The 20410-nt window shown below is 67.7% G+C and carries 17 protein-coding genes and 1 pseudogene; 9 read left to right on the forward strand and 9 right to left on the reverse strand.

Going from position 1 to position 20410, the window contains the following annotated elements:
• From BN973_RS21730 to BN973_RS21740, 3 genes are all read left to right on the forward strand, one after another.
• Positions 1-3451 (forward strand): multifunctional oxoglutarate decarboxylase/oxoglutarate dehydrogenase thiamine pyrophosphate-binding subunit/dihydrolipoyllysine-residue succinyltransferase subunit (locus tag BN973_RS21730; protein WP_084163486.1); only part of this gene is annotated, 3451 nt, incomplete at its 5' end.
• Between the two features lie 78 nt (positions 3452-3529).
• Positions 3530-4396: an SDR family NAD(P)-dependent oxidoreductase gene (locus BN973_RS21735; RefSeq protein ID WP_036472840.1), complete on the forward strand. Its 867-nt coding sequence runs from the start codon at positions 3530-3532 to the stop codon at positions 4394-4396.
• A gap of 79 nt (positions 4397-4475) precedes the next feature.
• On the forward strand, positions 4476-5306 hold the full coding sequence (locus BN973_RS21740; RefSeq protein ID WP_036470813.1) for an SDR family NAD(P)-dependent oxidoreductase: 831 nt from the start codon (positions 4476-4478) through the stop codon (positions 5304-5306).
• 4 nt (positions 5307-5310) lie between these two features.
• On the opposite strand, the gene BN973_RS21745 is transcribed toward BN973_RS21740, so the two are convergent.
• The 3 genes from BN973_RS21745 to BN973_RS21755 are packed head-to-tail and all read right to left on the reverse strand — an operon-like array spanning position 5311 to position 8407.
• Positions 5311-6192 carry a glycine betaine ABC transporter substrate-binding protein gene (locus tag BN973_RS21745; RefSeq protein ID WP_036470814.1) on the reverse strand — a complete coding sequence of 294 codons (882 nt, stop codon included), beginning with the start codon at positions 6190-6192 and terminating at the stop codon, positions 5311-5313.
• Positions 6189-7385, reverse strand: coding sequence for an NAD(P)-dependent malic enzyme (locus BN973_RS21750; RefSeq protein WP_051641395.1), 1197 nt, complete (start codon positions 7383-7385; stop codon positions 6189-6191). Before BN973_RS21750 ends, BN973_RS21745 begins: the two co-directional genes overlap by 4 nt.
• Positions 7386-7417: 32 nt before the next feature.
• Complete coding sequence (locus tag BN973_RS21755; RefSeq protein WP_036470817.1) at positions 7418-8407, reverse strand: malate dehydrogenase; 990 nt, start codon at positions 8405-8407, stop codon at positions 7418-7420.
• Positions 8408-8628: 221 nt separating this feature from the next.
• On the opposite strand from BN973_RS21755, the gene corA reads away from it, so the two are divergent.
• The gene (gene corA / locus BN973_RS21760) at positions 8629-9723 is read left to right on the forward strand and encodes a magnesium/cobalt transporter CorA (protein ID WP_036472842.1); all 1095 of its coding nucleotides are present in this window, start codon (positions 8629-8631) and stop codon (positions 9721-9723) included.
• An 18-nt stretch (positions 9724-9741) separates the two neighbouring features.
• Here corA and BN973_RS21765 read toward each other — a convergent pair whose 3' ends face one another.
• The 6 genes from BN973_RS21765 to BN973_RS21790 are packed head-to-tail and all read right to left on the reverse strand — an operon-like array spanning position 9742 to position 15184.
• Complete coding sequence (locus BN973_RS21765) at positions 9742-10356, reverse strand: suppressor of fused domain protein (protein ID WP_036470818.1); 615 nt, start codon at positions 10354-10356, stop codon at positions 9742-9744.
• Positions 10353-11525 (reverse strand): ABC transporter ATP-binding protein, encoded by a 1173-nt coding sequence (locus BN973_RS21770; protein WP_036470821.1) that lies wholly within the window; start codon positions 11523-11525, stop codon positions 10353-10355. Before BN973_RS21770 ends, BN973_RS21765 begins: the two co-directional genes overlap by 4 nt.
• A gap of 4 nt (positions 11526-11529) precedes the next feature.
• Positions 11530-12366, reverse strand: coding sequence for a carbohydrate ABC transporter permease (locus tag BN973_RS21775; protein ID WP_036470823.1), 837 nt, complete (start codon positions 12364-12366; stop codon positions 11530-11532).
• Entirely contained in the window at positions 12356-13243 is an 888-nt protein-coding gene (locus tag BN973_RS21780) for a carbohydrate ABC transporter permease (RefSeq protein ID WP_051641396.1), read from the reverse strand. Before BN973_RS21780 ends, BN973_RS21775 begins: the two co-directional genes overlap by 11 nt.
• Positions 13240-14646: an extracellular solute-binding protein gene (locus tag BN973_RS21785; protein WP_036472844.1), complete on the reverse strand. Its 1407-nt coding sequence runs from the start codon at positions 14644-14646 to the stop codon at positions 13240-13242. Before BN973_RS21785 ends, BN973_RS21780 begins: the two co-directional genes overlap by 4 nt.
• A 10-nt stretch (positions 14647-14656) precedes the next feature.
• Positions 14657-15184, reverse strand: coding sequence for a YflT domain-containing protein (locus BN973_RS21790; protein WP_036472845.1), 528 nt, complete (start codon positions 15182-15184; stop codon positions 14657-14659).
• Positions 15185-15269: 85 nt separating this feature from the next.
• Between BN973_RS21790 and BN973_RS21795 the strand changes: the two genes are divergently transcribed.
• The 5 genes and pseudogenes from BN973_RS21795 to BN973_RS21815 all read left to right on the forward strand — a co-directional run bounded on the left by BN973_RS21795 (position 15270) and on the right by BN973_RS21815 (position 20324).
• On the forward strand, positions 15270-15833 hold the full coding sequence (locus BN973_RS21795) for a DUF4190 domain-containing protein (protein WP_084163487.1): 564 nt from the start codon (positions 15270-15272) through the stop codon (positions 15831-15833).
• Between the two features lie 59 nt (positions 15834-15892).
• Positions 15893-17201 (forward strand): annotated as a pseudogene (locus tag BN973_RS21800) (magnesium transporter MgtE N-terminal domain-containing protein); the annotation flags it as partial.
• Positions 17200-17709 (forward strand): DUF1003 domain-containing protein, encoded by a 510-nt coding sequence (locus BN973_RS21805; protein WP_051641397.1) that lies wholly within the window; start codon positions 17200-17202, stop codon positions 17707-17709. The pseudogene BN973_RS21800 and the gene BN973_RS21805, both read left to right, overlap by 2 nt.
• Positions 17710-17870: 161 nt before the next feature.
• Positions 17871-19133 carry a lytic transglycosylase domain-containing protein gene (locus BN973_RS21810; protein WP_036470827.1) on the forward strand — a complete coding sequence of 421 codons (1263 nt, stop codon included), beginning with the start codon at positions 17871-17873 and terminating at the stop codon, positions 19131-19133.
• Between the two features lie 45 nt (positions 19134-19178).
• Positions 19179-20324 carry an Mrp/NBP35 family ATP-binding protein gene (locus BN973_RS21815; protein ID WP_139830380.1) on the forward strand — a complete coding sequence of 382 codons (1146 nt, stop codon included), beginning with the start codon at positions 19179-19181 and terminating at the stop codon, positions 20322-20324.
• Positions 20325-20410 lie beyond the last annotated feature (86 nt).

A 20410-nucleotide genomic window follows, 5' to 3' on the forward strand; every position in this document is an offset into this window, starting at 1 on the left:
CGCCGCCCCCGCACCCGCGCCCGCCCCGAAGCCCGCCGCGGCCCCGCCGGCCGAAGGCGACGAAGTGCAGGTTTTGCGCGGTGCCGCCGCGGCCGTCGTCAAGAACATGTCCGCATCGCTGGACGTACCGACGGCGACCAGCGTCCGCGCCGTGCCCGCGAAACTGATGATCGACAACCGCATCGTCATCAACAACCAACTCAAGCGCACCCGCGGCGGCAAGATCTCCTTCACCCACCTGCTGGGCTACGCGCTGGTGCAGGCGGTCAAGAAGTTCCCCAACATGAACCGGCACTACGCCGAGGTCGACGGCAAGCCCACCGCGGTCACGCCCGCGCACACCAACCTCGGTCTGGCCATCGACCTGCAGGGCAAGGACGGAAAACGCTCCCTGGTGGTAGCCGGCATCAAGGGTTGCGAGACCATGCGGTTCGCGGAATTCGTCTCCGCCTACGAAGACATCGTGCGCCGCGCCCGCGACGGCAAGCTGACCGCCGAAGACTTTGCCGGAGTGACGATTTCGCTGACCAACCCGGGCACCATCGGCACCGTGCACTCGGTGCCGCGGCTGATGGCCGGCCAGGGCGCCATCATCGGTGTGGGCGCGATGGAATACCCCGCCGAATTCCAGGGCGCCAGCGAGGAGCGCATCGCCGAACTCGGGATCGGGAAGCTGATCACCCTCACCTCGACCTACGACCATCGCATCATCCAGGGTGCGGAGTCCGGTGATTTCCTGCGCACCATCCACGAGATGTTGCTCTCGGATGCGTTCTGGGACGAGATCTTCCGCGAGTTGGGCAACCCGTACCTGCCGGTGCGGTGGAGCACCGACAACCCGGACTCGATCGTCGACAAGAACGCCCGGGTGATGGAATTGATTGCGGCCTACCGCAATCGCGGGCATCTGATGGCCGACATCGACCCACTGCGGTTGGACACCAGCCGATTCCGCAGTCACCCGGACCTGGAAATCCTCAATCACGGCCTGACCCTGTGGGATCTCGACCGGGTGTTCAAGGTCAACGGCTTCGCCGGCTGCGAGTACAAGAAGCTGCGCGACGTGCTGGGCCTGCTGCGCGACGCGTACTGCCGCCATATCGGCGTCGAGTACACCCACATCCTCGAGCCCGAGCAGCAGCGATGGCTGGAAGAGCGGGTCGAGACCAAGCACGTCAAACCGACGGTGGGCGAACAGAAATACATTCTGAGCAAGCTCAACGCCGCCGAGGCCTTCGAAACCTTCCTGCAAACCAAATACGTTGGGCAGAAACGGTTCTCACTGGAAGGCGCCGAAAGCCAGATCCCACTGATGGACGCGGTGATCGACCAGTGCGCCGAACACGGCCTGGACGAAGTGGTCATCGCGATGCCGCACCGCGGCCGGCTCAACGTGCTGGCCAACATCGTCGGCAAGCCCTACTCGCAGATCTTTTCCGAGTTCGAGGGCAACCTCAACCCGTCGCAGGCGCACGGGTCCGGCGACGTCAAGTACCACCTCGGCGCCACCGGCGTGTATCTGCAGATGTTCGGAGACAACGAAATCCAGGTGTCGCTGACGGCCAACCCGTCGCACCTAGAGGCCGTCGACCCGGTGCTGGAGGGATTGGTTCGGGCCAAGCAGGACCTGCTGGAACTGGGGCACGTCGACGGCGAGGAAGAACGGGTCTTCTCGGTCATGCCGCTGATGTTGCACGGCGACGCCGCGTTCGCCGGCCAGGGGGTGGTCGCCGAGACGCTGAACCTGGCGCTGCTGCCCGGCTATCGCGTCGGCGGCACCATCCACGTCATCGTCAACAACCAGATCGGCTTCACCACCGCCCCGGAGTTCTCCCGGTCCAGCGAGTACTGCACCGACGTGGCGAAAATGATCGGCGCGCCGATCTTCCACGTCAACGGCGACGACCCGGAAGCGTGCGTGTGGGTGGCCCGGCTGGCCGTGGACTTCCGCCAGAAGTTCCGCAAGGACGTGGTCATCGACATGCTGTGCTACCGCCGGCGCGGCCACAACGAGGGCGACGACCCGTCGATGACCAACCCTTACATGTACGACGTCGTCGACACCAAGCGCGGCGCCCGCAAGAGCTACACCGAGGCCCTGATCGGCCGCGGTGACATCTCGATGAAGGAAGCCGAGGACGCGCTGCGCGACTACCAGGGCCAACTGGAGCAGGTGTTCAACGAGGTCCGTGAGGTCGAAAAGCACGGCGTCCAGCCCAGCGAATCGGTGGAGGCCGACCAGCTGGTGCCCGCGGGGCTGGCGACCGCGGTGGACAAATCGCTGCTGGCGCGCATCGGCGACGCGTTCCTGGCCGTCCCGGAGGGATTCACCGTGCACCCGCGCGTGCGGCCGGTCCTGGAAAAGCGCCGGGAGATGGCCTACGAGGGCAAGATCGACTGGGCCTTCGGGGAGCTGCTGGCGCTGGGCTCGCTGGTCGCCGAGGGCAAGCTGATCCGCCTGTCCGGACAGGACACCCGCCGCGGCACGTTCTCGCAACGGCATGCGGTGATCATCGACCGCCACAACTGCGCGGAGTTCACGCCGCTGCAACTGCTGGCGACCAACCCCGACGGCACCCCGACCGGGGGCAAGTTCCTGGTCTACGACTCACCGCTGTCCGAGTACGCCGCCGTCGGCTTCGAGTACGGCTACACCGTGGGCAACCCGGACGCGCTCGTGTTGTGGGAAGGGCAGTTCGGCGACTTCGTCAACGGTGCCCAGTCGATCATCGACGAGTTCATCAGCTCCGGCGAGGCCAAGTGGGGGCAGTTGTCCAACGTGGTGCTGCTGCTGCCGCACGGCCACGAAGGCCAGGGTCCCGACCACACCTCCGGGCGGATCGAGCGCTTCCTGCAGCTGTGGGCCGAGGGGTCGATGACGATCGCGATGCCGTCGACGCCATCGAACTACTTCCACTTGCTGCGCCGCCACGCCCTCGACGGCATTCAGCGCCCGCTGATCGTGTTCACCCCGAAGTCGATGCTGCGCAACAAGGCGGCCGTCAGCGACATCCGGGACTTCACCGAGATCAAGTTCCGCTCGGTGCTGGAGGAACCGACCTACGAGGAAGGCATCGGCGATCGCAGCAAGGTCCGCAGAATCCTGCTGACCAGCGGCAAGCTCTACTACGAGCTGGTGGCACGCAAGGCCAAGGACAACCGCGACGACATCGCGATCGTGCGGATCGAGCAGCTCGCGCCGCTGCCGAAGCGGCGCCTGGCCGAAACGCTGGACCGCTACCCGGACGTCAGCGAGTATTTCTGGGTGCAGGAAGAGCCGGCGAATCAGGGTGCCTGGCCCCGTTTCGGCCTGGAGCTGCCCGAGTTGCTGCCGGACAAACTGACCGGGATCAAGCGCATCTCACGCCGGGCGATGTCGGCGCCCTCGTCGGGTTCGTCCAAGGTGCACGCGGTCGAGCAACAGGAGATACTCGACACCGCGTTCGGCTGAGATTCACTATTCACCGGTTGGGCGTCTATAGGAACCGGTTAACCTCGACGCATGGGGCGGACTTTGGAAAGGGTGTACATGCACAAGTTCGCCGGCAAGGTCGCCGTCGTGACCGGCGCGGGTTCGGGTATCGGTCAGGCGCTGGCCATCGAGCTCGGCCGCGCGGGTGCCAGCCTTGCGATCAGTGACGTCAACACCGACGGTCTGGCGCAGACCGAAGAACAGCTGAAGGCCATCGGCGCGCCGGTCAAAACCGACCGACTCGACGTCACCGAGCGGGAGGCCTTCCAGGCGTACGCCGACGAGGTCAACGACCACTTCGGCAAGGTCAACCAGATCTACAACAACGCGGGGCTCACCCACATCGGCACGCTCGAGCTCAGCGACTTCAAGGACATCGAGCGGGTGATAGATGTTGACTTCTGGGGAGTTGTCAACGGCACCAAGGCTTTTCTGCCCCACCTGATCGCCTCCGGGGACGGCCACGTCGTCAACATCTCCAGCGTGCTCGGGGTGATGGCGCTGCCGGGCCAGGTCGCCTACGTCTCGGCCAAGTTCGCCGTCCGCGGGTTCACCGAGGCGCTGCGCCAGGAGATGGCGGCGGCCGGCCACCGGGTGGGGGTGACCGTGGTGCACCCGGGTGGCGTCAAGACCTCATTCGGTACCAACGCCGGCGTCGCCGAGGGCATGGGCATCGACCACGACGAGATGCTGGAGAATTTCGACCAGCAGGTCGCCAAGACGACACCGCAGCAGGCCGCCCAGACCATCTTGGCGGCGGTGGGCAAGAACAAGGCCCGCGTGCTGGTCGGCGCCGACGCGAAATCCGCGGACCTGCTGGTGCGGGCGGCCAGCAATAGCTATCACGAAGTCCTGTTCGGCGGGCCGGGCGTGCTGGGCCGGGTGACGACCTTCGGGCGCCGCATGCTGGCCCGCATGCGCTGACGCTCGGCGACCCGGCTGCTGCCCGAGACCGCCGGTACCGGTAATCTCGAGGCAATTGTCGACATGACGGAGGGTGCGCATGCAGGGTTTCGCCGGCAAGGTCGCGGTGGTCACGGGCGCGGGGTCGGGTATCGGTCAAGCGCTGGCCGTCGAGCTCGGCCGCTCGGGTGCCAGCCTGGCGATCAGTGACGTCAACACCGAGGGCCTGGCGCAGACCGAAGAACAGCTGAAGGCCATCGGCGCGCCGGTCAAGGCCGACCGACTCGACGTCAGCGAGCGCGAGGCCTTCCTGGCCTACGCCGACGAGGTCAACGACCACTTCGGCAAGGTCAACCAGATCTACAACAACGCCGGCATCGCTTTCATCGGCGACATCGAGGTCAGCCAGTTCAAGGACATCGAGCGGGTGATGGATGTCGACTTCTGGGGAGTTGTCAACGGCACCAAGGCTTTTCTGCCCCACCTGATCGCCTCCGGGGACGGCCACGTCGTCAACATCTCCAGCGTGTTCGGGTTGTTCTCCGTGCCGAGCCAGGCCGCGTACAACGCGGCCAAATTCGCGGTGCGGGGCTTCACCGAGGCGCTGCGCCAGGAGATGTGGGTGGCCGGGCATCCGGTAAAGGTCACCACCGTGCACCCGGGCGGCATCAAGACCGGGATCGCGCGCAACGCCACCGCCGCCGAAGGACTCGACGCGGCCGAATTGGCCAAGGCGTTCGACAAGAAGATGGCCAGCACCACCCCGGAGAAGGCCGCGCGAGTGATCTTGGAGGGCGTTCGCAAGAACAAGGCCCGGGTGCTGGTCGGCACCGACGCCAAGATTCTGGATGCCCTGGTCCGGCTGACCGGCTCGGGCTATCAGCGGCTGTTCGCACCCGTCACGCATCGGGTCGTTCCGCGCAAGAAGTAGACCCTCAGCGCCCGAGCGGGTGTTCGGCGAGCCACCCGCCGGCGACCGCCACCGCATCGGCGCCGCCGGCGACTTGGCGGCGCATGTCGGCCAGCGCCGAGGTGTCCAGCACGCCGGCCACTTCGTTGATCGCCAATACCTGCCGATCCGTCAGCGCATTGCGCCGATACAGCGGCACCACGTTCTCCGCGCGGATCAGCGCGGGTTTGCCGTCGGCCAGCGCCACCAGGTCCCCCGGGATGGCCGGGTCGGCGGTGGTGGTCCACCCCGCGGTCAGCTGTCCGGCCCGTATTGCCGCGAACATCGTTGTGCCATCCGGGAATTCACGTGGCGTGGGCAGCTTGCACCCGCCGATTGCCGACGGCGCCCGGTGCCCGGCCACGATCCCGACGACCAGGCCGTCGCAGTGCTTTGGAAGCGCGGAAAGATCGGCGCTGCGGTCCTGGCCGCCCCAGGCCTTGGCGGTGGGTTGCGTCACCAGCAGCACGGGTTTGTCCTCGGCGGCGGTGGTGTAGTCGCCCGCGGCGACGCCCTCGGGCAGCGCCGACACCATCGCGCGGTAGACCTGCGCGTCGGAGGTCACCGCGGCCGCGCCGGGCTGCAGGGCCTGCAACGTCTGGCCGGTGAACGCGGGCGTGACGGTAACGGCGCCCGAGTCCAGCTGCGCCATCGGGTCGTCGACGGTCTCGGCGCGTGCGGTGAAACCGTAGGACCGCAGCGCCGCGAGGTAGACGCCGGCCAGCAGCTGCGAGGTGGGGTCGTGCTTCGAACCGACCACCAGGCCAGGCGTTTCACGGTGGTCGCCGGGACCGGCCGAACAGCCGGTGCCAAGCCAGCCAGCGAGCACGGCGGCAGACAGCAGCGCCGCGAGCTTGCCGATACTCACTCCGAGGAGTCTGCCGCCCGCGCCACGGCTCGCGCCACTGCCTCGCCGACACCCGGGTCCAGCGGGCTCGGCACGATCCGGTCGGCGGCGAGGTCGTCGCTGACGACGGAGAAGATCGCCTCGGCGGCGGCCACCATCATCGTTTCGGTGATCCGCCGCGCCCCGGCATCCAGCGCGCCGCGGAAGACCCCCGGGAAGGCCAGCACGTTGTTGATCTGGTTGCAGAAGTCGCTGCGGCCGGTGGCCACCACGGCGGCGTACTTGGCCGCGAGGTCGGGATGGATCTCCGGGTCGGGGTTGGACAGCGCGAACACGATGCAATCGGGCGCCATCGTGGCGATCAGCTCCTCGGGCACCACGCCGGCCGACACCCCGAGAAACACGTCGGCTTCCTTGAGCGCTTCCACCATGCCGCCGGCCAGGCCGCGGGGGTTGCTGTTGCGCGCCAGGTCGGTCTTGACGATGTTCATGTCGTCGCGCCCGGTGTGCAGGATGCCCCGCGAGTCGAGCACCGTGATGTCCGAAACCCCCATTGCGAGAAGGAGTTTCGAGCATGCGACGCCTGCCGCCCCGGCGCCGGAGACCACCACCCGCAGCGAGCCCATGTCGCGGCCGAGCAGCTTGGCGGCGCCCATCAGCGCGGCCAGCACGACGATCGCGGTGCCGTGCTGGTCGTCGTGCATCACCGGGCAGTCCAGCGCCTCGATGGCGCGTCGTTCGATCTCGAAGCAGCGGGGCGCGGAGATGTCCTCGAGGTTCACCGCACCGAAGGTGGGCCGCAGCCGCACCAGGGTTTCGACGATCTCGTCGGGATCCTTGGTGTCCAGCACGATCGGGATCGCGTCGAGGTCGGCGAACTGCTTGAACAGCGCGCACTTGCCCTCCATCACCGGCAGCGCCGCCGCCGGTCCGATGTCGCCGAGACCGAGTACGGCGCTGCCGTCGCTGACGACGGCCACCAGCCGGTGCGCCCACGTGTAGCGGTCGGCCAGGGTGTGGTCGGCGGCGATCGCCCGACTGACCTGTGCGACGCCCGGCGTGTAGGCGATCGACAAGGCGCGCTGCGTGTCCAGCGGGGCCTTCATCTCGACCGAAAGCTTCCCACCTACATGGGCCTCGAAGATCTCGTCGTCCCCGATGACGATCTGTGGCGGCACGATTTCGGACACGCGCTCAGGGTACTGACTACTCATTAGTAGCCCTAATCGACTGGGTCACACCCCAGTCAGATCAGCTTCAGCTCGGTGACCGCGGCGCGCTCGTCGACCAACTCGGCGGTGGTCTTGTCGATCCGGCCACGGGAGAACTCGTCGATCTCCAGCCCCTGCACGATGGACCAGTTGCCGCCGGAGGTGGTCACCGGGAACGACGACACGATGCCCTCCGGCACGCCGTAGGAGCCGTCGGAGTAGACCGCCATCGACACCCAGTCACCGTCCGGGCTGCCCAGCAGCCAGGAGCGGGCGGCGTCGACGGTGGCCGAGGCCGCCGAGGCGGCCGACGAGGCGCCGCGCGCGTCGATGATCGCCGCACCGCGCTTGGCGACGGTCGGGATGAAGTCGTTCTCGATCCAGGCTTGGTCGCCCACGACCTCGGCGGCGTTCTTGCCGCCGACCTCGGCGTGGAAGATGTCGGGGTACTGGGTGGCCGAGTGGTTGCCCCAAATGGTCATCTTCTTGATGTCGGTGACCGCGGCACCGGTCTTGCGGGCCAGCTGCGAGATGGCCCGGTTGTGGTCCAGGCGGGTCAGCGCCGAGAACCGCTCCTTGGGGATGTCGGGGGCGTTGCTCAGCGCGATCAGCGCGTTGGTGTTGGCCGGGTTACCGGTCACGCCGATGCGGATGTCGTCGGCGGCAACGGAGTTCAGCGCCTTGCCCTGCGCGGTGAAGATCGCGCCGTTGGCCTCCAGCAGGTCGCTGCGCTCCATGCCCGGGCCGCGCGGCCGCGCGCCGACCAGCAGGGCAAGGTTCACGCCGTCGAAGATCTTGTTGGCGTCCGCACCGATCTCGACGCCGGACAGCAGCGGAAACGCGCAGTCGTCGAGCTCCATCACGACGCCCTCGAGCGCCTTGAGCGCGGGCTCGATCTCGAGCAGCCGCAGTTCGATCGGGCGGTCCGGCCCCAGCAGGGAGCCGCTGGCCAGGCGGAACAACAGGCTGTAGCCGATCTGACCGGCGGCACCGGTGACGGCGACCTTCAGAGGAGTTGCGCTCACGTCGATTGGCTCCTTATGGAGAGGCGTTTTGCTTCGGGTCGAAACTAGCGCACCGTTGCTTGCCCGAAACCTCCGGTCCGACGCCACCGCGAAATCGCCGTCGCGCGTCGCGCAAGCGTCGTGCGCGCGTGGCCATCGCGCGCCTTTTCATCCGGCGTTTTACCAGCACGCGTAGCATTGAGCACCGCTCTGCCAGACCTGCGCCGGGATTGGAGGTTGAGGTGTTCGAGGGTTTCGACGCGCTGCCGGAGGCGCTGCGCACGATCGCGCACGAGCCGCGTCCCGAAATCGAACACCCCGAGCCCCACGAGGCGCTGATCGACTGCGCGGTGTACGTCGCCGGCCACCGACTGCCCGGCAAGTTCAGCTACACGGCCGCGTGCAGCAAGGTGCACCAGATCGAGATGCTGGGGCATGAGGCGTTCGTCTGGGTCGGCCTGCACGAGCCCGACGAGGTCCAAATGAAAGAAGTCGCCGACGTTTTCGGGCTGCACGCGCTGGCCGTCGAAGACGCGGTGTGCGCACACCAGCGACCCAAGCTGGAGCGCTACGACGACACGCTGGTGCTGGTGCTCAAGACGGTCCAGTACGTCCCGCACGAATCGGTCGCGCTGGCGCGCGAAATCGTGCAGAGCGGTGAGGTGATGGTCTTCGTCGGCAAGGACTTCGTGGTCACGGTGCGCCACGGCGAGCACAGCGGGCTGGCCGACGTGCGCAAGCAGATGGAAGCCGAGGGCGAACAGCTGACGCTGGGCCCCTTCGCGGTGATGCACGCGATCGCCGACCACGTCGTGGACCACTACCTCGAAGTGACCCGGCTGATGGAGGGCGACATCGACGCCATCGAGGAAGTGGCCTTCGCCCCGGGCCGCAAGCTCGACATCGAACCGATCTACATGCTCAAGCGCGAGGTCGTGGAGCTACGCCGCTGCGTCAACCCGCTGTCCAACGCGTTCCACCGCATCCAGGTGGAGAACAAGGACGTGATCTCCAAGGAAGTGCGGCGCTACATGCGCGACGTCGGCGATCACCACTCCGAGGCCGCCGACCAGATCGCCAGCTACGACGACATGCTCAACTCGCTGGTGCAGGCGGCGCTGGCGCGCGTCGGAATGCAGCAGAACAACGACATGCGCAAGATGGCGGCCTGGGCCGGTATTTTGGCGGTCCCGACGATGGTCGCCGCCATCTACGGCATGAACTTCCACTTCATGCCCGAGCTGGACTGGACGTGGGGCTACCCGGGTGTGATGGCATTGATGACACTGGCCTGCCTCATCCTGTACTTCCAATTCCGCAGGAACAACTGGCTGTAGCTCGCTAACTGCTCGATCTCAGTTCGGTTGTGCGGCACGACGGTTCGGGTCCAGCACATCGACGCCGTCGCTGTGCCAGGCCTGCCGCATGGCCTCGGCGCCCTTGAGTCGCACCCACGCCGCCTCGGTCGCGGTGATCGGCGTCGCCGACAGAAAGGTCACCGGGTCGCATGGCGGTTCCAGCGGCAGATCGGCAATGTCGCTGCGGCCCAACAGCACGGCCGTGAAGGGCACCCGCCGCTGTCCTGTGGAGGCCCACGCCCACAGCGGCGAGCCGAGATCGATCAGCGCGTCCGGGACGAGCACCACCCCGTCGACGGCCGGTGACGCCGCCAGTATCGCCAGGCTGCGGGCAATTCCGGTGGCGGGCCCGGGATCTCGCAGACAGAGCGCGATTTCGGCGCGCGGGCCACGCTGCGGGTCGACGACGATCTCGGTCGGATCGCCCATCGGGTGGCGTGAGCACCCCAGCGACACGTATTGCACCAAACCGTCTTTCGCGCGGAAGCGCAGTACCTCCATGGGCTCGGTGCCCAGGAACGTCACGCTCGCCGAATCGGGCTCGCCCCACTGCCCTGCCGTCGCGAAGTGGCCGCGCAGGTGCGTCCGTACCTGGTCCAGGATTTGCGTCACTGCCCGGCGGGCACGGTCAGGTTCGCCCCGGAATCGGCGTCGAACACGACGAGTTTCGCGGTGTCGAAGGCCACTTCGACGGACTGGCCGATGGCGGCCTTCGACTCGGCGGGAACCCTTGCTACGAACTGGTTTTCGGCGATCTCCGACTCGGCTGCCAGCTCGTCGAGTTGCGCGGCGTGCACGGCGGCGCCCGCGGTGGTGAAATATACGTACTTGTCGGCCCCCAGCGATTCGACCAGGTCGACCTTCACCTCGAAGGTCGACGCGGTGATGCGCTGGTAGCCGTCGATCAATGCGGCGTCGGCCAGGTGTTCGGGCCGCACCCCGACGATGACGTTGTCGGGTTTCGGGTGCTGCGCGATCACGTCCTGGACTTCCGGAGCCAACATCACCTCCCCGAAGGGCAGCGTCAGCCCGGACGAGGTGAGGGTGGCGGGAAAGAAGTTCATCGGGGGCGAGCCGATGAATCCCGCGACGAACAGATTGGCGGGCCGCTCGTAGAGCTCCGCCGGCGTGCCGATCTGCTGGGCGACACCGCCGTGCATCACCACCACACGATCCCCCAGCGTCATCGCCTCGGTCTGGTCGTGGGTGACGTAAACGGTGGTGGTGCCCAGCCGGCGCTGCAGCCGGGCGATCTCGCCGCGCATCTGCACGCGCAGCTTGGCGTCCAGGTTGGACAGCGGCTCGTCCATCAGGAACGCCTTGGGATGGCGCACGATGGCCCGGCCCATCGCGACCCGCTGCCGTTGCCCACCGGACAACTGGGAGGGCTTGCGGTCCAGAAGTTCGCTCAGGTCAAGGATTTTGGCCGTCTCCTCGACTTTCTGCGCGATGTCGGCCTTCTTCATCTTGGCCAGCGTCAGCGGGAAGGCGATGTTCTGCCGGACCGTCATATGCGGGTACAGCGCATAGGACTGGAACACCATCGCGATATCGCGGTCCTTCGGCGGCTTCTCGTTGACTCGTTCACCGCCGATGCGAAGCTCACCCGACGAGATATCCTCAAGGCCGGCAATCATATTCAGCGTGGTGGTCTTGCCGCAGCCGGACGGGCCGACCAGGATCAGGAATTCGCCGTCGGCGATGGTGAGGTTCAGGTCGCGCACGGCCGTATGCCCGTTGGGGTAACTCTTGTTGACGTGCTCCAGCACAATCTCGGCCATCGCGCTATCCCTTCACGGCACCTGAGGTCAACCCGGCGACAATCCGTCGTTGGAAGATTAGAACAAAGACGATGATCGGCACCGTGATCACGATGGCCCCGGCCGCGATCGATCCGGTCGGCTCCTCGAATTGCGAACTGCCCGGAAAATTCGCGATCGCCACCGGCGCGGTGATCGCGGCCTTGGTGGCGGTCAGCGACAGCGCCAGCAGCAGGTCGTTCCAGGCGAAGATGAACACCAGGATCGCCGCGGTCACCAGTCCGGGCGCCGCCAGCGGGACGATGACCTTGCGGAAGGCTTGCCCCGGCGTGGCACCGTCCATCTTGGCCGCCTTCTCCAGATCCCAGGGGATCTCCCGGAAGAAGGCCGACAAGGTGTAGATGGCAAGCGGCAACGCGAAGGTGATGTAGGGCAGGATCAGCCCGGGCCAGGTATCGAAAAGCCCTACGGCGCGCTCGATTTCGAACAGGGGGGTGACCAACGAGATCGCCGGGAACATGGTGATCAGCAGCGTGGAGCCGATCAGCAACCGCTTGCCGGGAAAATTCAGCCGGGCGATCGCATAGGCCGCCATCGCGCCGAGGACCACCGCGATCGCGGTGGCGATCAACGCGATTCCGATGGAGTTGACCAGCGCCGACGTGAAAACGTCGCCGCGGAAGATGCCGCGATAGTTTTCCAGGGTCACCGACGACGGAATCAGCTTGCCGTCCCGCACCGTTGACGTCGGCTTCAGCGACAGGCTGAGAATCCACAGCACCGGTAGCAGCGCGTACACCACGACCACCGCATCGATGGCGACCCACATCGCGGTGCGCCGTGCGCCGGATTCAGCGCCCATCGACGTCACCGCCCGGGGCCGCCGCGCCGAACACCGCGATGAAGACCAGCGCGATGATGCCCACGCAGACGAAGATCAGCACGCTGATCGCCGAGCCGAGGCCGACGTCGAAGCCTTCAAACAGGTTGTCGTAGCCCAGCATCGACACCGAGCCGGTGTTGTTGCTGCCCTCGGTCAGCACGTAGATGTTGTCGAAGATGCGAAACGCGTCCAGGGTGCGGAACAGCAGCGCGACCACGACCGCCGGCTTGATGATCGGCAGCATGACCCTGGTCAGTCGCCGCCAGGCACCGGCGCCGTCGACCTGCGCGGCTTTGAGCAGATCCTCTGGCACCAGCGCCAACCCGGCCAGCAACAGCAGCGACATGAACGGCGTCGTCTTCCAGACCTCTGCGAGGACGACGACGCCCAGCGACGGAATCTGTTCGGTCAGCGGCGCTTGAGGAAATCCCGAGCCGTGCGGCAGCAGGTTGGCCAGATAGCCGGTGCCCGGCGTCCAGGCGTAGTACCAGCTGTACGCGGCGACCACGGTCACGATGCCGTACGGCACCAGCACCGCGGTACGAACCATGCCCCGGCCGATCAGGGTGTGATGCATCACCAGCGCGAGCGCCAGGCCGAGCACGAACTCGAGCGACACCGAAACCACCGTGATCGCGAGCGTCACCGCCAGCGCGGTCCACCAATACCGGTCGGTCAGGATCGTCTGGTAGTTGCCCAAACCGATGAATCGGGTGTCGTTCGGAGTGGCCAGGTTGTTGTGCTGCAGGCTCAGCCAGATCGCGTAACAGATCGGATAGGCCGTCACCGCCAGCATCAGGGTCGCGGCGGGCGCCACCAAAACGAAGGCCAGTCGCTGCTCGGGCGGGCGAGTCACGGCAACAGCCCCTTGCCCTCGATGGCCTTTGTCACTTGCACGGCGAGCTCGTCGGCGGTGCGTTCCGGGTCGATCTCGGTGATCGGGCTCAGCGCCGCCGCCAGCCGAATCGACACCGATTGGTAGGCCGGCGTCGCCGGGCGCACCGCGGCGTCGGTCAGCTGCTGGCGAATGATCGTGTGCATCGGATACTTGGTCTGGAATTGCGGGTCGGAGTAGACCGACGTCCGCACCGCCGGCAGGCCGCCGGCGATCGAGATGTACTTCTGGTTCTCCACGTTGCGCAGGCACCTGATCGCGTCGAACGCTTCGGCCTTGTGCCGGGTGGTGCTGGCCACCGCGAGATTCAGCCCGCCGATCGTCACCTTGGCCGGGCGGCCCGGCGCCACACCGGGATAGGGCGCGAAGTCGAACACCGACTGGGCGGCCCGATACGCGATGCGGAATTGCTCGTCGCTGGGCACGAAGCTGCCGAACCGGTTGATGCTGCCGGCCAATGCCGGATTCTGGTTCAGCGGAAGGAAGTTCACGCCACCCTTGACCGCGTTCTCCAGCATTGACGCCAGGACGTAGGGCCAGTTGACTTCCAGCGCGGCGTTGCCCTGTTCGACGGCCAGCCGCGCCGTGCTGGCGTCGGTGCGGTCGATCGACGGGTCGGCTCCGGGCGCGGTGGCCACCGCCTTGAGGATGCGCAGCGCGCTGACGGTGGCGGCCCGGTGCGCGGGAGTGTCGGTCAGGGTGACGTGCTTGCCGTCCTCGGAGAGCACCTGGCCACCGGCGCTGACCAGCAGCGTGTTGAACCACACCACCAGCCCCTCATCCTGGCGGGCCTGTACCGCGATCCAGCTGGGCTTACCGGCGGCGTGCAAGCGGGTCGCCTCGGCGACCATGCCGTCCCAGTCGGGCGGCGGTTGACGCACCAAATCTGGCCGGTACCAAAGCAATTGAGTGTTCGTCGTGAGAGGTGCGGCGTACAGCTTGTGCTTCCAGCCGGCGGTGGCCAGCGGGCCCGGCAGCGTGTCGACGCCCGCGTCGGCCTCGGCTTGACCGGCCGGGTCGTCGGACAGCGGCAGCGCCCAGCCCGCTTCGGCGAACTCCGCGGTCCAGATGACGTCCAGCGACATCACGTCCAGCGTGCGGTCATGGCCCGCGAGCCGGCGGGCGTACTGCAACCGTTGCGCGCCGGGGGCTCTTGGCAGGCTGACGTGCTGCACGCTGTAGCGGCCGCCGGACTCCTGGGTGCAGCGGCGAGCGACTTCGGCGAACGTCGCGCCGTCAGCGGCCGGGGTGTAGAAGGTGACCACCAGCCCGCCGTGGCCGGACCCGCAGCCGGACAGCGCGGTGGCCAGCATCGCCAGCACGATTGCGCCTACTCGGCGCACCCGGCCGCGGCGACTCACCAGCAAGCGGCCGTCAGATCGCCAGGCGCGCAAGCAAATCCCGAGCTCTCTCGGCATTCTGCGGATCGCAGAGTACGTCGTAACGCCCGGCGACCAATTGCATGGTCGAGCTGAAATCCCTGGTGCCGCGGGCCATCGAGTATGGAACAGCGGAGGTGATCAAACCGAAGAACACTCCGGCGACCAAACCGGTGGCCAGCGCACCCCACGGGTTCGGGCTGAAGAAGCCGAGCACCAACCCGATGAACAGCCCGAGCCAGGCCCCGCTGAGCACCCCGCCACCGAGCACCTTCGGCCACGTCAACCGGCCGGTCACCCGTTCCACCTGCATCAGGTCGACGCCGACGATGGTGACCTGCTGCACCGGGAACTGCTGCTCCGACAAGTAGTCGACCGCGCGCTGCGCCTCGGCGTAGGTGGGATAGGAGCCCACCGGCCAGCCTTTGGGCGGCGTCGGCAACTGCGGCACACCGCGCCGGCCCGCGGTCGCGCCGCTGGGCGTCGCGCCGGGGACTTGGCCAGGCTGGAAAGGACTAGTCATCAGGCCCATTCTGCTACGCCGTGGCAGTCGTTTCACCTCGGCCCTACCACCCTATCGAGGCAGCCTGCAGGCTAGGTTGAACAGCATGACAGCTCCCGGCGGCGCCAGCGGCGAAGACGCCGCACGCGCGGGGAGCAAGGACAACCCCGAGCAGCCGGGATGGGCGGCCCCCTGGGAGTCCCCGGGAGCGCCGCCCCCCACGCAATATCCGGAATATCCGCCCCCGCCCTACCCGCCGCCCGGCTACCCACTCGACTACCCGCGGTTCACCCCGCCATTCGGTTACCAGCCGCCCGGTGCCCCGTCCTACCCACCGGGGCCAGCGCAATTCGGTGGCCCGCCACCGGGCTACGGTCCCCCGCCATATCCCGGCGGCTATTACCCGGATTATCCGGGCGATCACTGGTCGCCCGAGGCGGTCCGGACCGGCACGAACCCGATGGCGATCGCGGCGCTGATCTCGTCGTTCACCGGCTTGTTCTGCTGCATCGGCGGGATCGCGGCCATCGTGCTGGGCACCATCGCACTCGACCAGATCAAGCGGACACGCCAAGAGGGGTATGGCATGGCCATCGCCGGCATTGTGATCGGCGTCGCGACCCTGCTCGTGGCTTTGATCGTGATGATTTTTGCGGTGCATTTCCATTAGGGGGGCGCGCCAGAGCCGGTTGGCTGCCATCGCGCGACCGGCTGCTTAGGCTCTCTCCCATGGCATCGGTCAACAGGGTGTACGTGGCGCGGCTGGCGCGGATGTTGGTGTTGGGGCCGATGGGGGAAAACTTCGGCCGCATCCGCGATGTCGTGATCAGCATCAGCATCGTCCGCCAGCAACCGCGGGTGCTGGGGCTGGTCGTCGATTTGGCGACCCGCCGCAGCATCTTCATCCCGATTCTGCGGGTAGCCGCGATCGAGCCCAGCGCCGTGACGCTGAACACCGGAAGCGTGTCGCTGCGCCACTTCGAACAGCGTCCGGGCGAGGTGCTGGCGATCGGCCAGATCCTCGACACTCCCGTCACGGTCAACGACCCTGAACTGCCGGAGCTGGTCGGGCGCGAAGTGGTGATCACCGACCTGGGAATCGAGCAATCCCGGACCCGCGACTGGCTGGTGACCAGGATCGCCGTGCGCAGCCAGCGTCGACTGGGACGGCGCGGCCCGGCGCACGTGGTCGACTGGCAAAGCGTGCACGGATTGACGCCGTCGGCGCTGGCGATGCCGGGCCAGGCGGTGGCGCAACTGCTCAACCAATTCGAGGGGCGCCGCGCGGTCGACGTGGCCGACGCCATCCGCGGGCTGCCGGCCAAGCGACGCGCCGAGGTGTTCAAGGCCCTGTCCGACGAGCGGTTGGCCGACATCCTGCAGGAGTTGCCCGAGTCGGAGCAGGCCGACGCGCTGTCGCACCTGGGCACCGAACGCGCGGCCGACGTGCTCGAGGAGATGGATCCCGACGACGCCGCCGACCTGCTGGGCGAGCTGAACCCGACGGATGCCGAGCTGCTGCTGGCCCGGATGGATCCCGACGAATCCGCCCCGGTGCGACGGCTTTTGAAGCACTCGCCGGACACCGCGGGCGGGTTGATGACGTCCGACCCGGTGGTGCTGACCGCCGACACCACGGTGGCCGAGGCGCTGGCCCTGGTCCGCGATCCCGACCTCACCCCCGCGCTGTCGTCCATGGTGTTCGTCACGCGCCCACCGACAGCCACGCCCACCGGGAAGTACCTGGGCTGCGTCCCGCTGCAGAAGCTCCTTCGCGAACCGCCGAGTGAGTTGGTCGGCGGCATCGTCGACAGTGATCTGCTCACCCTGACACCGGAAACCCGACTGGCCTCGGTGACGCGCTACTTCGCCGCCTACAACCTGGTGTGCGGACCCGTCGTCGACGACCAGCGCCACCTGCTCGGGGCGGTCACCGTCGACGACCTGCTCGATCACCTACTGCCGCACGACTGGCGCGCGCAAGCCCAAGAGCTGACCGCCGCGGTCCGAGGCACCGAAGCAACTGAGGGGGCCTCGTGAGCAAATCGGCGCCGGTGCGGCGGCTGTACACCCCGCGGACATCGCGCGGGCTGTCACTGCGCGTGGACCCCGAGGCGGTCGGCCAGAGCACCGAGGCCATCGCGCGCTTCTTCGGTACCGGCCGCTACCTGCTGATCCAGACCGTCGTGGTGGTGGTCTGGATCGCGATCAACCTGGCCGCGGCGAGCCTGCGCTTCGACCCCTACCCGTTCATCCTGCTGAACCTGGCCTTCTCCACGCAGGCCGCCTACGCCGCGCCGCTGATCTTGCTGGCCCAGAACCGTCAAGAGAACCGGGACCGGGTCGCCCTCGACGAGGATCGTCGTCGGGCCGCGCAGACCAAAGCCGACACCGAGTATCTGTCCCGCGAGCTGGCCGCCCTGCGGCTGGCGATCGGCGAGGTGGTCACCCGCGAATACCTGCGCGACGAGCTGGACGAACTGCGGGCCCTGCTGACCGGACCCGACGCCCAGATCCCGCTGGAGGAACCGCCGGCCCGGCGGTGATCACCTGGCCCCGACCACTAAGAGATCCCCGTGAATACCGAATCCGCCATTGCGCCACTCCCGTCACAAGAGTTATGTATGGTGATCTAGTTCACGAGGCTAAGAACAGGTTTCCGGCAGCTCACAGGGTCTCCGGCGGCCCACATACTTAGGACGGTGGAGTGCGCATAGGCGGTCGCTTGGGTGCCCGGCCGGCCGTCGCGGCGGCGCGGAAGCTGAAGCTTCCGGTAACTCGGGCACAGGCCTTCAGCGTCGCGGTGATCAGTCCGCTGGTGTTCGCGGGTGTCGTCGGCGCCACGCCTGAGCCACTACACGGACACGCAAAGAGCCCCATCCCGTCGGTGCACGCGGTCATCACCCCGGTCGCAGCCGTGTCTCCCTCCGTCCCCGACCTGTCCGGACCCGTGGTCATCGCCATCGACCGGGCGCCGACCGCCTTTCACGTAGCCGCGGGTGCCTCCTCGGCCCCGCCGCCACCAAAGGTGGTGAATGCGCCTGGCGCGCTGGGCATTCCGATGATGGCGCTGACCGCGTACCGCAACGCTGAACAAAAGATGGGCATGTCCGACCCGGCCTGCGGCGTTAGCTGGAACCTGCTGGCCGGCATCGGGCGCATCGAGTCCGGGCATGCCGGCGGCGGTGCCGTCGACGCCCGCGGCACCGCGGTCACCCCCATCTACGGCCCGTCCCTGGACGGCACGTTGCCCGGCAACGAAGTCGTCATCTCCAGCAGTGTCGGCAACCGCGTCACCTACGCCCGCGCGATGGGGCCCATGCAGTTCTTGCCCGGCACCTGGGCGAAGTATGCGTCCGACGGTGACGGCGACGGCCTCGCCGACCCACAGAACCTGTTCGACTCCACGCTGACCGCCGCCCGCTACCTGTGCAGCGGCGGGCTCAACCTGCGCGACCCGGCACAGGTGATGGCCGCGATCCTGCGGTACAACAACTCGACGGCCTACGCCCAGAACGTGCTGGGCTGGGCCGCGGCCTATGCCACCGGCGTGGTCCCGGTCGATCTGCCGCCGATCACCGGGCCGCCGCCCCCGCTCGGCAACGCCCACGACGAGCACCCCGAGGGGCTCGGGCCGGGCCTGCCGATCAACATGATCGGCCTGCCGCAGGACGACCCGATGGCGCGGATGCCGTTGATCGACCTGACCGGTCAGCCTCAGCAGCTCAACCCGTCCTCGCCGATGTTCCCCTGGATGACGCCGCCGCCGAACCAGGCGCCGACGATAGGGCATATGCCTGGGTGCACGGTGATCTGCATCAGCTCGCAAACCCCGCCGCCGGGTGCGCCGCAGCTGGGTCCGCAGCCGTTTGCGCCGCCGGCCCCGAACGCCCCACCCTGGGCGCCTCAGGCACCGCCGCCACCGGCGCCGCTCGCGCCGCCGCAGCCCGCGCCCGCTGCGGCCGGCTGACGCCTGCCACCAGCTCGATCGCCGAGCCGCCTACACTCGGCGGTGATGTCCGGTCATGACTCCCCCGATCTGAACGCCGCCGTTCGCACCGCGCTGGGCAAGGTGATCGACCCCGAATTGCGGCGACCCATCACCGAACTCGGGATGGTCAAGAGCATCGACATTGCGCCCGACGGCGGCGTGCACGTCGAGATCTACCTGACCACCGCGGCATGCCCCAAAAAGACCGAGATCAGCGAGCGCGTCAGCCAGGCCGTCGCCGACGTCCCCGGCACCGGGGCCGTGAAAGTCAGCCTGGACGTGATGAACGACGAGCAGCGCACCGAGCTGCGCAAGCAGTTGCGCGGCGACTCCAGCGAGCCCGTCATCCCGTTCGCCCAGCCCAGCTCGCTGACCCGGGTCTACGCGGTCGCGTCCGGGAAGGGCGGCGTCGGGAAGTCCAGCGTCACGGTCAACCTGGCCACCGCGATGGCCACCCGCGGACTGTCGGTCGGCGTGCTCGACGCGGACATCCACGGCCATTCCATCCCGCGGATGATGGGCACCACCGACCGGCCCACCCAGGTCGAATCGATGATCCTGCCGCCGATCGCCCACGAGGTGAAGGTCATCTCGATCGCGCAGTTCACCGAGGGCAACACCCCGGTGGTGTGGCGCGGGCCGATGCTGCACCGCGCGTTGCAGCAGTTCTTGGCCGACGTCTACTGGGGCGATCTGGACGTGCTGCTGCTCGACCTGCCGCCCGGCACCGGCGACATCGCCATCTCGGTGGCTCAGCTGATCCCCAACGCCGAAATCCTGGTGGTGACCACGCCGCAGCTGGCTGCCGCCGAGGTCGCCGAACGCGCCGGCAGCATCGCGCTGCAGACCCGGCAGCGCATCGTCGGCGTCGTCGAGAACATGTCCGGGCTGGTCCTGCCGGACGGCTCGACCATGCAGGTGTTCGGCGAGGGCGGCGGCGAGCAGGTCGCCGAGCGGCTGTCCCGCGCGGTGGGGGCCGACGTGCCATTGCTGGGTCAGATCCCGCTGGACCCGGCGGTGGTCGCCGCCGGTGATTCCGGTGTGCCGATCGTGCTCAGCGCACCCGATTCGCCGGTGGGCAAGCAATTGCGCGGCGTCGCCGACAAGCTGTCGTCGCGAAAGCGCGGCCTGGCGGGCGTGTCGCTGGGCCTGGACCCGACCCCGCATTAAAGCGCCGCTCACTCACCGCGAGCGTAAACGGGCTGCGATTTTGGGTCGCCAAATTAGCAGTGTGCTTACGCTCGCGGGGCTCGAAA

The sequence above is a fragment of the Mycobacterium triplex genome (assembly GCF_000689255.1).
GTDB lineage: Bacteria > Actinomycetota > Actinomycetes > Mycobacteriales > Mycobacteriaceae > Mycobacterium > Mycobacterium triplex.

Coding starts and splice junctions, on each gene's coding strand:
- BN973_RS21735 (WP_036472840.1), top strand. CDS start 3,530: ATGCACAAGTTCGCCGGCAAGGTCGCCGTCGTGACCGGCGCGGGTTCG.
- BN973_RS21740 (WP_036470813.1), top strand. CDS start 4,476: ATGCAGGGTTTCGCCGGCAAGGTCGCGGTGGTCACGGGCGCGGGGTCG.
- BN973_RS21750 (WP_051641395.1), bottom strand. CDS start 7,385: ATGAGTAGTCAGTACCCTGAGCGCGTGTCCGAAATCGTGCCGCCACAG.
- BN973_RS21770 (WP_036470821.1), bottom strand. CDS start 11,525: ATGGCCGAGATTGTGCTGGAGCACGTCAACAAGAGTTACCCCAACGGG.
- BN973_RS21775 (WP_036470823.1), bottom strand. CDS start 12,366: ATGGGCGCTGAATCCGGCGCACGGCGCACCGCGATGTGGGTCGCCATC.
- BN973_RS21790 (WP_036472845.1), bottom strand. CDS start 15,184: ATGACTAGTCCTTTCCAGCCTGGCCAAGTCCCCGGCGCGACGCCCAGC.
- BN973_RS21795 (WP_084163487.1), top strand. CDS start 15,270: ATGACAGCTCCCGGCGGCGCCAGCGGCGAAGACGCCGCACGCGCGGGG.
- BN973_RS21815 (WP_139830380.1), top strand. CDS start 19,179: ATGTCCGGTCATGACTCCCCCGATCTGAACGCCGCCGTTCGCACCGCG.